The organism is Massilia sp. MP_M2 (assembly GCF_039123635.1).
Lineage (GTDB): Bacteria > Pseudomonadota > Gammaproteobacteria > Burkholderiales > Burkholderiaceae_D > Telluria.
Genome location: NZ_JBCHJF010000004.1, coordinates 322,799 through 336,177, shown reverse-complemented (window position 1 = coordinate 336,177; position 13,379 = coordinate 322,799). Strand labels below are relative to the sequence as shown.

Annotated in this window: 13 protein-coding genes and 1 riboswitch; of the genes, 9 read left to right on the top strand and 4 right to left on the bottom strand. The window is 62.9% G+C overall.

Annotated elements, in window-relative coordinates; genetic code table 11:
* Nucleotides 1-24: 24 nt before the first annotated feature.
* On the top strand, nt 25-1,383 hold the full coding sequence (locus RCH14_RS11820) for a TolC family outer membrane protein (protein WP_343026306.1): 1,359 nt from the start codon (nt 25-27) through the stop codon (nt 1,381-1,383).
* 59 nt (nt 1,384-1,442) lie between these two features.
* Here the strand turns inward: RCH14_RS11820 and ribB are convergent, their stop codons facing one another.
* From ribB to RCH14_RS11800, 4 genes are all read right to left on the bottom strand, one after another.
* Nucleotides 1,443-2,090 carry a 3,4-dihydroxy-2-butanone-4-phosphate synthase gene (ribB, locus tag RCH14_RS11815; RefSeq protein ID WP_343026305.1) on the bottom strand — a complete coding sequence of 216 codons (648 nt, stop codon included), beginning with the start codon at nt 2,088-2,090 and terminating at the stop codon, nt 1,443-1,445.
* A 105-nt stretch (nt 2,091-2,195) separates the two neighbouring features.
* Nucleotides 2,196-2,348: riboswitch (FMN riboswitch) on the bottom strand.
* Between the two features lie 69 nt (nt 2,349-2,417).
* Complete coding sequence (gene gloA, locus RCH14_RS11810; RefSeq protein ID WP_343026304.1) at nt 2,418-2,831, bottom strand: lactoylglutathione lyase; 414 nt, start codon at nt 2,829-2,831, stop codon at nt 2,418-2,420.
* A 94-nt stretch (nt 2,832-2,925) separates the two neighbouring features.
* A complete protein-coding gene (locus RCH14_RS11805) occupies nt 2,926-3,357 on the bottom strand; it encodes an OsmC family protein (protein ID WP_343026303.1) in 432 nt (143 codons plus the stop codon).
* Between the two features lie 2 nt (nt 3,358-3,359).
* On the bottom strand, nt 3,360-3,701 hold the full coding sequence (locus RCH14_RS11800; RefSeq protein WP_343026302.1) for a hypothetical protein: 342 nt from the start codon (nt 3,699-3,701) through the stop codon (nt 3,360-3,362).
* A gap of 144 nt (nt 3,702-3,845) precedes the next feature.
* Here RCH14_RS11800 and RCH14_RS11795 point away from each other — a divergent pair, with 144 nt between their 5' ends.
* From RCH14_RS11795 to dnaJ, 8 genes are all read left to right on the top strand, one after another.
* Complete coding sequence (locus RCH14_RS11795) at nt 3,846-4,733, top strand: DUF3667 domain-containing protein (RefSeq protein WP_343026301.1); 888 nt, start codon at nt 3,846-3,848, stop codon at nt 4,731-4,733.
* 130 nt (nt 4,734-4,863) lie between these two features.
* Nucleotides 4,864-5,766 (top strand): NAD kinase, encoded by a 903-nt coding sequence (locus tag RCH14_RS11790; protein ID WP_343026300.1) that lies wholly within the window; start codon nt 4,864-4,866, stop codon nt 5,764-5,766.
* A gap of 109 nt (nt 5,767-5,875) precedes the next feature.
* The gene (recN, locus tag RCH14_RS11785; RefSeq protein WP_343026299.1) at nt 5,876-7,540 is read left to right on the top strand and encodes a DNA repair protein RecN; all 1,665 of its coding nucleotides are present in this window, start codon (nt 5,876-5,878) and stop codon (nt 7,538-7,540) included.
* Nucleotides 7,541-7,616: 76 nt separating this feature from the next.
* On the top strand, nt 7,617-8,045 hold the full coding sequence (locus RCH14_RS11780; protein WP_343026298.1) for an organic hydroperoxide resistance protein: 429 nt from the start codon (nt 7,617-7,619) through the stop codon (nt 8,043-8,045).
* A gap of 148 nt (nt 8,046-8,193) precedes the next feature.
* Entirely contained in the window at nt 8,194-9,303 is a 1,110-nt protein-coding gene (hemH, locus tag RCH14_RS11775) for a ferrochelatase (RefSeq protein ID WP_343026297.1), read from the top strand.
* Nucleotides 9,304-9,518: 215 nt separating this feature from the next.
* Complete coding sequence (gene grpE, locus RCH14_RS11770) at nt 9,519-10,070, top strand: nucleotide exchange factor GrpE (protein ID WP_343026296.1); 552 nt, start codon at nt 9,519-9,521, stop codon at nt 10,068-10,070.
* A 93-nt stretch (nt 10,071-10,163) separates the two neighbouring features.
* A complete protein-coding gene (dnaK, locus tag RCH14_RS11765; protein ID WP_343026295.1) occupies nt 10,164-12,116 on the top strand; it encodes a molecular chaperone DnaK in 1,953 nt (650 codons plus the stop codon).
* 107 nt (nt 12,117-12,223) lie between these two features.
* Nucleotides 12,224-13,351, top strand: coding sequence for a molecular chaperone DnaJ (gene dnaJ, locus RCH14_RS11760; RefSeq protein WP_343026294.1), 1,128 nt, complete (start codon nt 12,224-12,226; stop codon nt 13,349-13,351).
* Nucleotides 13,352-13,379 lie beyond the last annotated feature (28 nt).

The following is a 13,379-nucleotide window of genomic DNA, read 5'->3' as shown; positions in this document are numbered from 1 at the left end:
TTGATGACCCCTGTGGAGATAGCAATGCAGAAACCCCTTATCGCCGTGCTGCTTGCGAGCGCGTGCTTCTCGCTCAACGCCGGTGCTGCCGACCTGATTCAGGTGTATCAGCAGGCACTGGCCAATGACGCGACGTATGCGAGTGCGCGTGCGTCGCTGTCGGCGAGCCGCGAGCGCATCATCCAGGGGCGTGCAGGTTTGCTTCCGACCGTGGGCATCAGCGGCGGGCTCAGCAAGAGCGACAATGACTTCGATCCATGGAATGCCGGTCAGCTCGGTACTTTGCCGAATGGCCAGCCGGGCATCGTCGGCAGCAGCGGCTCGAATCTGCGCACCAATGAATACACGCTGGCGCTGCAGCAGCCGCTGTATCGTTGGGATCGTTGGGAAACCTACCAGCAAAGCAAGCTGCAGCAAGCCATTGGCGAAGCCCAGTTTGCCCAGGCCCAGCAAGACCTGATCACGCGTGTGGCGCAAGCCTACTTCGATGTGCTGGCGGCGCAGGACAAGCTCGAATCGACCCGGTCCCAGAAGGACGCGACCACCGAGCAACTGGCATCGGCCAAGCGCAATTTTGAAGTGGGCACCCAGACCATCACCGACACGCACGAAGCGCAAGCCGCGTACGACCTGGTGCTGGCGCAAGAATTCGCTGCCGTCAATGACCTGGACAACAAGCGCAACGCGCTGCAGGCCATTATCGGCACCGCGCCGGGCAACCTGGCGGCGCTGAAACCCGGCACCACACTGGCCGTGCCGCAGCCGGCCACCGTCGACCCATGGGTGTCGTCGGCCGAGAACCAGAACTATGGCGTGACGGTCAGCCAGCTTCAGGTTGCCATCGCCACGCGCGACATCTCGCGCAACCGCGCCGGCCACTTGCCGACGCTCGACCTCGTGGCCAGCTCGACCCGCCGCGACGTCAACGGCCGCACCGGCAGCTCGGGCGACACCAAGAACAATGCCATCGGCCTGCAGTGGAGCGTGCCGATCTTCAGCGGCTTTGCCGTCACCAGCCGTGTGCGTGAATCGATCGCACTGGAAGACCGCGCGCGCAACGACCTGGAAGCGACGCGCCGCAACGCCGCGCTGCAGGCGCGCCAGTCGTTCCTTGGCGTGAGCAGCGGCCTGGCGCAGGTCAAGGCACTCGAAGCAGCAGAAGTATCGAGCCAGTCGGCGCTCGAATCGAACAAGCTCGGCTATCAGGTGGGTGTGCGGATCAATATCGACGTGCTCAATGCGCAGCGCCAGCTGTACCAGACCCGCACCGACCTGTCGCGTGCGCGCTATGACGTAATCGTCAATGGCTTGCGCCTGAAGGCGGCGGCAGGTTCGCTGCGCGAGGCCGACCTGACGCCGGTGAACAGCTTGCTGGCAGAGTAATTCTTCTGCTGCATCATCGGAGCCCGGTCGGCCATGCAAGTGGCGACCGGGCTTTTTTTTTATAGCGCCCGCGCCTTGCGCCACTGAATCAATTCAGCGATCGTCAGGATCGGGAAATCGCGCTCCCCGGCGAACTGCTCGATCTGCTCTCCGCGCATCATCGTCCCGTCGGGGTTCATCAATTCGCACAGCACGGCTGCCGGCTGCAAACCTGCCAGCCTGGCCAAATCCACTGAGCCTTCGGTGTGCCCGGCGCGCGCCAGCACGCCACCTGGCGTGGCGCGCAGCGGGAACACGTGGCCCGGGCGCACCACGTCGTCCGGCCGCGCATCGCGCGCGATGGCGGCCTGGATGGTCGTCACGCGATCGGCCGCCGAGACGCCGGTGGTCACGCCGTGGCGCGCCTCGATCGAGACCGTGAACGGCGTGCCGAAGCGGCTGCCGTTGTCCGGCGCCATCGGCGGCAGTTCGAGCGCACGGACCTTGTCGTCAGGCAGGCACAGGCAGACGATGCCGCTGCATTCGCGGATCATCAGGGCCATGGTGTCATTCGTGATTTTTTCGGCGGCGACGATCAGGTCGGCCTCGTTCTCACGGTCGAAATCGTCGAGCAGGATGACCGGAATCCCGGCGCGCATGGCGTCCAGCGCAGCGGCGATGCGACCTTCCAGGTCGTTACTGTAAAGGGTGTGGGTAGAAACCAGCATGTGAAACGCTCCTCGCAAAGTGGGCGAAAAACGCATCAGGGCAAAGCGCAGCCGCACGCCCGTCCGCCCCCGACGCAAGGCAGGGCAGGCTGGGCGCGTGAACGCGCACATCTTCTTTCATCCGGACTATACCGTCGGCCCTGGCATCGCACCAGATCTGCTGACCCTGCCCAGCATGATGCCGGGCAGGCGCTCGCGGGCTCGACCGTTGCCGGTCATACCGCCGGTGGGGAATCGCACCCCGCCCCGAAGACGTAATTTTGTGTGCCTGCAGGCTGCAGGCGCGGCGATTGTAGCAGCGCCGCGCTATCCCTGCAGGCGGCAGGCTTACTTGCTCAGGCCGCCACCGCTGGCGTGGTCGGCGCGTTCGATCAGCTCGACCTTGTAGCCATCCGGATCGGTGATGAAGGCGATCACGGTGCTGCCGCCCTTGACCGGGCCCGGCTCGCGCGAGATGTTGCCGCCGGCTGTGCGCACCTGGTCGCAGGTAGCGTAGATATCGGCGGTGGAGATGGCGATGTGGCCGTAGGCCGTGCCCATGTCGTAGCTGTCGGTGCCCCAGTTATAGGTCAGCTCGAGTTCGGCGTGATCGGGATTGCTGCCGTAGCCAAGGAAGGCCAGGCTGTATTTGTACTCGGCGTTTTCGCTCGTGCGCAGCAGTTTCATGCCCAGCACGGTGGTGTAGAAGTCGATGGAGCGTTGCAGGTCGCCGACCCTCAACATGGTATGCAGGACGCGCATCGTGTGTGCCTTATCTGGTTCGGAAAGACGGTCATTCTATGCGTTTGACGGTTTCCTTGCCGGACAGAGGCGGATGCGCATCCAATCCCGGCTATCAGCTCTCGAGCTTGGCGTCGAGCGTGATGGTCGCGTTCAGCAGCTTTGACACCGGGCAGTTTTCTTTTGCCGTGGTGGCTGCCTTGTCGAAAGCTTCCTGGGTCGCGCCCGGAATCTTCGCGCGCAGTTCCAGGTGGATCGCCGTGATCGAGAAGCCGCCTTCGACTTTTTCCATCGACACGGTGGCCTTGGTGCGCAGTTCGTCGGCAGTCAGGCCGGCCTGGCCGAGCTGCCCCGACAGTGCCATCGTGAAGCAGCCTGCATGCGCCGCGCCGATCAGTTCTTCGGGGTTGGTGCCTGGGGCATCTTCAAAGCGGGTGTTGAAGCCATACGGCTGGTCTTTCAGTGCGCCGCTGCCGGTCGATACCTGGCCCTTGCCATCCTTGATGCCACCACTCCATACGGCGCTGCCGTCGCGTTTGATCGTCATGTTTATTTCCTTTCGGTGTTGTTGTCAGAATCATTGTCGTCGTTTGCCTCGGGTGCCGGTTCGGCCTCGTGGTCGCGCATGTCGCGATGACGGTCCGGCAGCGGGGTGGCCTGGCCACTCGCGCCCGGCGCCGCATCGACGGCTGCCGAGATGCCCGGCGTGCCGCGTGCCTCGGTGTCGATCAGGCCTTGCTCAAGGTCGCTGGCGGCCTGCTTCATGATGCCGCGCGGCTCCGTGTCCTGAGCGTCCGGCGTTTCATCGCGTTCGTGTGGTTGGCGTTTGACGCCATCGTTGCCCATCGGTTCGTCCGTATTCACGGCGCGGTCTTTTGCGTTGGTCGCCATCGCGATCTCCTTTTGTATTTTCGTCATCCTCATCCTAACTGCCCACGCCCAAAACGGTCGCTCAATTGAACTTTGTAAATATGATGCTTTTTTGCAATTACATGGCTAAGATAGAATTTTGAACGTCTTGACGGAAGATGCACCGTGACGCCTGACACCCTGCCGCAGCACGCCACCTCGGTTTGCAAGAACTGCCGCGCCGCCACCGATGGCAACTATTGCCACCAGTGCGGCCAAGCCACGCACCTGCACGTGCCGAGCGCGCGCGAGTTCCTGCACGAATTCATTGCTCACTACGTGGCGCTCGAAGGCGCGCTGTGGAAGTCGCTTGGCGGATTGCTCTTCAAGCCAGGCTTTCTCACCTGCGAATACATCGAAGGCCGGCGCGCGCGCTACCTGCAGCCGTTGCGGCTGTATCTGACGTTCAGCATCATCTTTTTTGCGCTGTTCAAGTTCAGCGGGGTGGAAGTGATCAATCTCGGCGAAGAGACGCCGCCTCCGGCCATCGTCGTGTCCGGTGACCCGAAAGAAGCGCCTGAGCCTGCCACTGAGTTCAAGCGCGCCGTCGCGCCACTCGTCACTGGCGCTGGTTCGCTCAACGCGACCCTGGGCCAGAAAATCCAGCGCTTCCTCGACTTGCCGCGGCGCGATCAGGAAGTGGCACTCAAGGGGGCATTCTTCAGCTATACGCCGTATGCGGTGTTCGCGCTGATGCCGGTGTTCGCCCTTTATCTGCGCATCCTGTACGTGCGCACTGGAAGGCGTTACGGCGAGCATTTCCTGTTCGCGCTGCACACCAATGCGTTTGCCTTCCTGATGTTCAGCGTGCTGCTGACGCTGCCGCCGATGCTGGATTTCCTGGAGCTGCCACTGTCGCTGTGGCTGCTGTTGTATCTGCCGCTGGCAATGCACAGGGTGTATGGCGGCGCGCGCCTGGCCACCGGCCTGCGCTGGATCGTGCTGAGCCTGCTTCATGTGCTGAGCCTGGTTCTGGCGGTGGTGGTGGCCATGGGCGCGGCACTCGTGGCCTGAACTTGCGGGACAGGGGCGGCGACCGGTATACTGTGCATCTGTACAGTGTTTGCCGAGCGCTGCTATGGCAGCCGCAGGAATTATCGGTTAATCTCCAGCGTGTTGTTAACCTACTACTGCCGAGATCGCCATGCCCGCTTCACCCCAACCGCAACAGATCATCGCGCTCGTGGTGCGGCATAACACGCCGGGCGTCGAAGAGCCGGTCAGCCGCATCCGCGATTTTCTGGTCGGGGCCGGCTACCGCGTTGTGTTCGAGGCCGATACTGCCGCCAATCTCGCGCTCGACAATCTCGAGTCGATGACCGTGGCCGAGATCGGCGTCCAGGCGCAGATCGGCATCGTCGTCGGTGGCGACGGCACGATGCTCGGCATCGCGCGCCAGCTGGCCCAATACGATATCGCCCTCATCGGCATCAACCTGGGGCGCCTGGGCTTCATCACCGATATCGCGCTCGACGACATGCTGCCGCAACTGAGCGGCATCCTGCAGGGCCGCTCGCGGCGCGAAGAGCGCACGCTGCTCGAGGCGCGCGTCATGCGCGATGGCGTGCTGATCTTTTCCAGCATGGCCGTCAACGACGTGGTCGTGGCGCGCGGCACCGGCGCCGGCATGGTCGAACTCAAGCTGTCGGTCGACGGTCAATTCATGTACAACCAGCGCGCCGATGGCCTGATCGTCTCCACGCCCACCGGCTCGACGGCGTATGCGCTGTCGGCCGGCGGGCCGTTGCTGCATCCGAGCCTGGGTGGCACGGTGCTGGTGCCGATCGCGCCGCATGCGCTGTCGAACCGGCCGATCGTGGTGCCCGACACGAGCGAGATCGTGGTCGAGCTCGTCAGCGGGCGCGACATCAGCGTCAACTTTGACATGCAGACCTTCACCAGCCTGCAACTGGGCGACCAGATCGTGATCTCGCGCTCGCCACACACGATCACGTTCCTGCATTCGCTCGACTGGAGCTACTACCACACGCTGCGCCAGAAACTGCACTGGAACGAGTACCCCACCAACGAGGGACTACTCAAGTAATTCACCCGTCGCAGCTGCCCGCATTTGCCACAGAATCGCCAAAGAGTCGTTCAAGAGTCGTTCAAGAGTCGTTCAAGAATCGCCCTAACCGCCGGAGACCCGATTTTTCATGCTGCGTACACTTACCATCCGCGACTTCGTCATCGTCGACGCCATCGAACTGGAATTCTCGAACGGCTTCTCGGTGTTTACCGGCGAGACCGGCGCCGGCAAGTCGATCCTGATCGATGCGCTGCAGCTGGCGCTGGGCGGCCGCGGCGACGCCAGCATGGTGCGCGAAGGTGCCGCCAAGGCCGACATCACCGCTGATTTCGCACCGACCGACGTGGCGCGTGTCTGGCTGGCCGAGCACGAATTCAGCGTCGACGAGGGCGGGGCGCTGCTGCGCCGCGTGATCGACAACGCCGGCCGCTCCAAGGGTTACATCAACGGCGTTGCGGCCACGGCGGCGCAACTGCGCGAGCTGGGCGAACTGCTGGTCGATATCCACGGCCAGCACGCACACCAGAGCCTGCTCAAGCCCGACGCCCAGCGCGCGCTGCTCGACAACCAGATCGGCGTGCGCGATCCGGCCGCGCGCATCGAAGCGCAAGAAGTGTCGCAAGCCTGGCGCACCTGGCGCGCGCTGGTGCGCCAGCGCGAAGAATACGAAGCCGATGCCAAGAACGTGCTGATCGAGCGCGAGCGTCTCGAGTGGCAAGTGGCCGAGCTCGACAAGCTGGCCCCGAAGGCCGGCGAGTGGCTCGAGATCGGCAACGAGCACAGCCGCCTGTCGCACGCTGCGACGCTGCTCGAAGGCGCGCAGGAAGCGCTGGCGGCGATCTCGGAATCCGACCATCCGATCCTGTCGCAACTGTCGGCACTCAATGCCAAGCTGGGCAAGCTGGTCGACGTCGATACGCAGCTGCAGTCGGTGCTCGACTGCATGGAGCCGGCGCGCATCCAGCTGCAAGAAGCAGTGTCCGAACTCAACACCTATATCGACAAGGTCGAGCTCGACCCGGCGCGCCTGCGCGAAGTCGACGCGCGCATGGAAGCGCTGCACACGGCGGCGCGCAAGTACCGCGTCACGCCAGAAGAACTGCCGGACGAACACGCCGTGCTGGCCACCAAGCTGCGCCAGTTGGCCGACGCCACCGACATCGACGGCTTGCGCAAGCAGGAAGAAAAAGCCGGGGCGGCGTACATGGACGTGGCAGGGCGCCTGTCGGTGCGGCGCGCGGCAGCGGCGCACGAACTGGGCACGCAGGTGACGGCGGCGATGCAAGAGCTCAGCATGAGCGGCGGCAGCTTTGCCATCGGCCTGAACCGCGGCGAACCGACGGTGCATGGCCTGGAGCAGATCGAATTTCTGGTGGCCGGCCACGCAGGCGTCGTGCCGCGCGCGCTCGCCAAGGTCGCATCGGGTGGCGAGCTGGCGCGCATCTCGCTGGCGATCTCGGTCATCACGTCGAATGCGACGACGGTGCCGACGCTGATCTTCGATGAAGTCGACACCGGTATCGGCGGCGGCGTGGCCGAGGTGGTGGGGCGCCTGCTCAAGCGCCTGGGCCAGCAGCGTCAGGTGCTGTGCGTGACGCACTTGCCGCAGGTGGCCAGCCAGGCGAACCAGCACTTCCAGGTGGCCAAGGGCACGACCGACGCCGGCCGCACGGTCTCGCGCATCGACGTGCTCGACAAGCGCGCGCGGGTCGAGGAAGTGGCGCGCATGCTGGGCGGGATCGAGATCACGGAGACCACGCGCAAGCATGCCAGGGAGTTGCTGGCGTCGTGATGGCTTGCATGGCGCGGGTGCAAGGTGTTTTTGTGGCACAGTAAGCACCCCATCAACCACTCCCGAAGGAACTCGCATGAGCATCGAAAAAGTCCTGTATCGCGCGCAAGCCACGTCGCAAGGCGGCCGTGAAGGCACATCGAAAAGTTCGGATGGCGTCCTGGACCTGACCCTCTCCACGCCCAAGGAACTGGGCGGCGGTGGCGGCGCGGGCACCAATCCCGAGCAGCTGTTTGCAGCCGGTTACTCGGCCTGCTTCCTGGGCGCCCTGAAATTTGTCGCGGGCCAGGCCAAGGTCACGTTGCCGGCCGACCTGACCATCACGGGCGATGTCGGCATCGGCCAGATTCCGACCGGCTTCGGCATCGAAGTCGACCTGAGCATCAAGGGCCCGGGCATGGACCAGGCGCAGCTGCAGGAGCTGGTGGACAAGGCCCACATCGTGTGCCCGTACTCAAACGCCACCCGCAACAATATCGACGTGCGCCTGCACGTGAGCACCTGATTCTGATCCTGATCTTGCGCTAGAACCAGCCGGTCCGTGGTTCGAACACCACGGACCGGTCCCTCAAAGCGTGCTGACCCGCTGTTGGGTCCTGCGGGCAGGGCATGCCAGACTTATAATGGCCAGATCCTGTCTTCACCATTCCCTCATGTCATTTCGCCCTGAACCGCCTTACACCCACGGTACCATCCCGCGCAGCGCGGTCCTGCTGGTCAACCTCGGCACGCCTGACGAGCCCACGCGCGGCAAGGTGCGCAGCTACCTGAAGCAGTTCCTGTCCGACCCGCGCGTGGTCGAGGTTCCGCGCCTGGTCTGGTGGTGCATCCTGCACCTGATCATCCTGCCGTTCCGCTCAGGCCAGTCGGCCGCGAAATACCGCACGATCTGGACCCGTGACGGCTCGCCCCTGCGCGTGAACACGGCCCTGCAAGCCACGCGCCTGCAAGCGATGCTGACCGAGCGCGGCCATGAAGACGTGAGCGTGGCGATGGCGATGCGCTATGGCTCGCCATCGATGCCCGAGGTGCTCGATCGCCTGAAAGAGGAGGGCGTCGACCGCATCGTTGTGCTGCCTGCCTACCCGCAATATTCTGGCACTACCACGGCGTCGATCTGGGATGCCGTGTTCCAGCACTACGCGAAGGTGCGCAATATCCCCGAACTGCGCCTGGTGAAGCACTACCACGACCACGAAGGCTATATCAACGCGCTGCGCGACAACGTGCTGGCGCACTGGGACAACCACGGCCGCGGCCAGAAACTGGTGATGAGCTTCCACGGCGTGCCCAAGCGCACCCTGCTGCTCGGCGACGCGTACCACTGCGAGTGCTATAAAACCGCGCGCCTCTTGGCCACCGCGCTCGAGCTGTCGCAGAACGAGTACATGGTCACGTTCCAGTCGCGCTTCGGCAAGGCCGAGTGGCTTCAGCCGTACACCGCGCCGACCGTCGCGCAACTGGCGCGCGATGGCCTCGAGCGCATCGACATGATCTGTCCGGGCTTTACCAGCGACTGCCTGGAAACGCTCGAAGAAATCTCGATGGAAGTGCGCCACGATTTCGAAGAGGCCGGTGGCAAGGAGTTTCATTACATCCCGTGCCTGAACGCGTCGCCGGCCTGGATTCGCGGTCTGGCCGAAATCGCCGAGCAGCACCTGATCGGCTGGCCGACGATCCTGACGCCGGCCCAGCGCGAAGCGCGCCGCATCGATGCCGAACGTGGCGCCGCACGTGCCAAGAGCCTCGGCGCCCCCAACTAGCCCAATACCCGCACCAGACCCTTACCGGACTTTCCTGTTGACAACCTGCTAAAATAGCGGGTTGTTGGCGCTGGATGGCCGCGTTTGCCTGAATTCCAGATGGCTTTCCTGCAATTCCCCTTGAAATTGTAGGAGATCGCCCCATCTGCTGCGCTGTGTATCAATCAGGATACGTTTCCAATTCAGCCAAGTCCTTGATTCCAGGAGTTTTTCCGATGCAAGACCAAGAAAACAAAGAGATGAGCAACGAGCAGGATGTACAGGCGCCTGGCGCCGACATCAATGACACCGCCGCGCAGGCGGGTACGCCGGGCCTCGAAGAACAACTGAGCGCCACTGAAGCCAAGCTGGCCGAAATGCACGACGCCTTCATGCGCGCCAAGGCCGACGCGGAGAACATCCGCCGCCGCGCCCAGGAAGACGTCAGCAAGGCCCACAAATTTGCCATCGAAAGCTTCGCCGAGGCCATGGTGCCGGTGCGCGACAGTTTAGAGATGGCACTGAAGGTCGAAGCGCCGACGGTCGAATCGATCAAGGAAGGCGTCGAGATGACGCTCAAGCAGCTCACCAGCGCGTTCGAAAAGAACCGCCTGGTCGAAGTGCTGCCGCAAGTGGGCGACAAGCTCGATCCGAACAAGCACCAGGCCGTTGCCGTGGTGCCGGCGGAGCAGGAAGCCAATACCGTGGTCACCGTGCTGCAAAAGGGTTACATGATCGCCGACCGCCTGCTGCGTCCGGCCATCGTGACGGCAGCAGCACCAAAATAAGAATGGCCGCGTGCCGCGCAATGCTCTTGAAAGCACGCCGTTTTTCCCAATATTGAATCCATCAGAAACTCAGCATATAAAAAGGAATACATCATGGGCAGAATTATCGGTATCGACCTTGGCACCACGAACTCGTGCGTGGCCATCATGGAAAACGGTCAGCCAAAAGTGATCGAGAACGCCGAAGGCGCGCGTACCACGCCATCGATCATCGCTTACCAGGAAGACGGCGAGATCCTCGTCGGCGCGCCGGCCAAGCGCCAGGCTGTGACCAACCCGAAGAACACGCTGTTCGCGGTCAAGCGCCTCATCGGTCGCAAGTTCGATGAAAAAGAAGTGCAAAAAGACATCTCGCTGATGCCATATGCCATCGTCAAGGCCGACAACGGCGACGCATGGGTTGGCGTGCGCGACAAGAAACTGGCTGCCCAGCAGATTTCGGCTGAAGTGCTGCGCAAGATGAAGAAGACCGCCGAGGACTACCTGGGCGAAGAAGTCACCGAAGCGGTCATCACCGTGCCGGCGTACTTCAACGACTCGCAGCGCCAGGCAACCAAGGATGCCGGCCGTATCGCGGGTCTGGACGTCAAGCGCATCATCAACGAGCCAACCGCTGCCGCACTGGCATTCGGCCTGGACAAGACCGACAAGGGCGACCGCAAGATCGCCGTGTATGACCTGGGCGGCGGCACGTTCGACGTCTCGATCATCGAAATCGCTGACGTCGATGGCGAAAAGCAGTTCGAAGTGCTGTCGACCAACGGCGACACGTTCCTGGGCGGCGAAGACTTCGACCAGCGCATCATCGATTACATCATCGACGAATTCAAGAAGATCAACGGCCTCGACCTGTCGAAAGACGCGATCGCCCTGCAGCGCATCAAGGCTTCGGCCGAGCGCGCCAAGATCGAACTGTCGTCGTCGCAGCAGACCGAAATCAACGAGCCGTACATCGCCATGGCGAACGGCGCGCCGGTCCACCTGAACCTGAAAATGACCCGTGCCAAGCTCGAGTCGCTGGTGGAAGAGCTGATCATCAAGACCATCGAGCCATGCCGCATGGCCATCAAGGATGCAGGCGTCAAGGTCTCGGACATCGACGACATCATCCTGGTCGGTGGTATGACCCGTATGCCGAAGGTGCAAGAGAAGGTCAAGGAGTTCTTCGGTAAAGACGCACGCAAGGATGTCAACCCGGACGAAGCCGTCGCTGTTGGCGCTGCGATCCAGGGTTCGGTCCTGTCGGGCGAGCGCAAGGATCTGCTGCTGCTGGACGTGACGCCACTGTCGCTGGGTATCGAAACCCTGGGCGGCGTGATGACCAAGATGATCCACAAGAACACCACGATCCCGACCAAGTTCTCGCAGGTGTTCTCGACTGCCGACGACAACCAGCCGGCCGTGACGATCAAGGTGTTCCAGGGCGAGCGTGAAATCGCGGCCGGTAACAAGGGCCTGGGCGAATTCAATCTGGAAGGCATCCCGCCAGCATCGCGTGGCACGCCACAGATCGAAGTGACCTTCGACATCGACGCCAACGGCATTCTGCACGTCGGCGCCAAAGACAAGGCCACCGGCAAAGAGAACAAGATCACCGTCAAGGCGAACTCGGGTCTGACGGAAGAAGAGATCCAGAAGATGGTCAAGGACGCCGAGCTGAACGCCGAAGAAGACAAGAAGGTCAAGGAAATGGCGGAAGCGCGCAACCAGGGCGACGCTCTGGTGCACTCGACCCGCAAATCGCTGACCGAATACGGCGACAAGCTGGAAGCCGGTGAGAAAGAGCAGATCGAAGCGGCAATCACCGACCTCGAAGGCGCGATCAAGAGCGGCGACAAGGCCGACATCGATGCCAAGACCGCTGCTCTGTCGAGCGCGTCGCAGAAGCTGGGCGAGAAGATGTACGCCGACATGCAGGCGCAGCAGGCTGGTGGCGCTGGCGCGGCCGGTGGCCCGGGCGCCGGTGCAGCCGGTGGCGAGCAGTCGGGCAAGCAGGATGACGACGTTGTCGACGCCGACTTCAAGGAAGTCAAAGACGCGAAGTAAGCGTCTCCGGCGCGAAGGCTCTACGCCTTCGCGTACAGGCCGAGCCGACACCTTTCAGGTACTCGGCTCGGTTTTTTTGGTTTAAAGAATTCATTTAGGTGCCGACCATGGCGAAGCGTGATTTTTACGAGATCCTTGGGGTCGCAAAGGGTGCGTCGGAAGACGAGATCAAGAAGTCTTATCGCAAGCTTGCGATGAAGTTCCACCCTGACCGCAATCCGGACAACAAGGAAGCGGAAGAGAAGTTCAAAGAGGTCAAAGAGGCCTACGAGATGCTGACCAACCCGGAGAAGCGCGAAGCGTATGACCGCTATGGTCACGCGGGCGTCGATCCGAACAGCGGCATGGGCGGCATGGGCGGCGGCGCCGGTGGTTTCGGCGATGCGTTCGGCGACATCTTCGGCGACATCTTTGGCGGTGGCCGTGGCGGCCGAAGCGCTGGCCCGCAGGTGTACCGCGGCGCCGACCTGCGCTACAACCTCGAGATCACGCTGGAACAAGCGGCCCACGGCTTCGACACGACGATTCGCGTGCCGAGCTGGGACAAGTGCGACACCTGCCACGGCAGTGGCGCCAAGCCGGGCACGCAGCCGGTCACCTGCACCACCTGCGCCGGTCATGGCCAGGTGCGCATGCAGCAGGGCTTCTTCAGCGTCCAGCAGACCTGCCCGAAATGCCATGGCAGCGGCAAGATCATCCCCGAGCCGTGCGCGGCCTGTGGCGGCGCCGGGCGCATCAAGCGCAACAAGACGCTGGAAGTGAAGATCCCGGCCGGTATCGACAACGGCATGCGCATCCGCTCGTCGGGCAATGGCGAACCGGGTACCAATGGCGGGCCGGCGGGCGACCTGTATGTGGAGATCCACATCAAGCCGCACGCCGTGTTCCAGCGCGAAGGCGACGACCTGCATTGCGAAATGCCGATCTCGTTCTCGAAAGCGGCCCTTGGTGGCGAAATCGAAGTGCCGACCTTGACCGGCAAGGTGTCGTTCACGGTGCCTGAAGGCACCCAGACCGGCAAGACCTTCCGCCTCAAGGGCAAGGGCATCAAGAACGTGCGTTCGGGTTACACGGGCGACCTGTTCTGCCACGTGATCGTCGAGACGCCGGTCAAGCTGACCGACAAGCAGAAGGACATGCTGCGCGAGTTCGAACGCCTGACGATCGAAGGCGGCGCCAAGCACAGCCCGCAGAGCAAGGGCTGGATGGACAAGGTCAAGGACTTCTTCGAGTGACCCAACTTACCGCTGAACGGCATTTGCC

Bases quoted from the DNA above. Each gene is read 5' to 3' on its own strand.
- dnaK (WP_343026295.1), top strand. From the start codon at position 10,164: ATGGGCAGAATTATCGGTATCGACCTTGGCACCACGAACTCGTGCGTG.
- RCH14_RS11800 (WP_343026302.1), bottom strand. From the start codon at position 3,701: ATGGCGACCAACGCAAAAGACCGCGCCGTGAATACGGACGAACCGATG.
- ribB (WP_343026305.1), bottom strand. From the start codon at position 2,090: ATGCTGGTTTCTACCCACACCCTTTACAGTAACGACCTGGAAGGTCGC.
- recN (WP_343026299.1), top strand. From the start codon at position 5,876: ATGCTGCGTACACTTACCATCCGCGACTTCGTCATCGTCGACGCCATC.
- gloA (WP_343026304.1), bottom strand. From the start codon at position 2,831: ATGCGCGTCCTGCATACCATGTTGAGGGTCGGCGACCTGCAACGCTCC.
- grpE (WP_343026296.1), top strand. From the start codon at position 9,519: ATGCAAGACCAAGAAAACAAAGAGATGAGCAACGAGCAGGATGTACAG.
- RCH14_RS11780 (WP_343026298.1), top strand. From the start codon at position 7,617: ATGAGCATCGAAAAAGTCCTGTATCGCGCGCAAGCCACGTCGCAAGGC.
- hemH (WP_343026297.1), top strand. From the start codon at position 8,194: ATGTCATTTCGCCCTGAACCGCCTTACACCCACGGTACCATCCCGCGC.
- RCH14_RS11820 (WP_343026306.1), top strand. From the start codon at position 25: ATGCAGAAACCCCTTATCGCCGTGCTGCTTGCGAGCGCGTGCTTCTCG.
- dnaJ (WP_343026294.1), top strand. From the start codon at position 12,224: ATGGCGAAGCGTGATTTTTACGAGATCCTTGGGGTCGCAAAGGGTGCG.
- RCH14_RS11790 (WP_343026300.1), top strand. From the start codon at position 4,864: ATGCCCGCTTCACCCCAACCGCAACAGATCATCGCGCTCGTGGTGCGG.
- RCH14_RS11805 (WP_343026303.1), bottom strand. From the start codon at position 3,357: ATGACGATCAAACGCGACGGCAGCGCCGTATGGAGTGGTGGCATCAAG.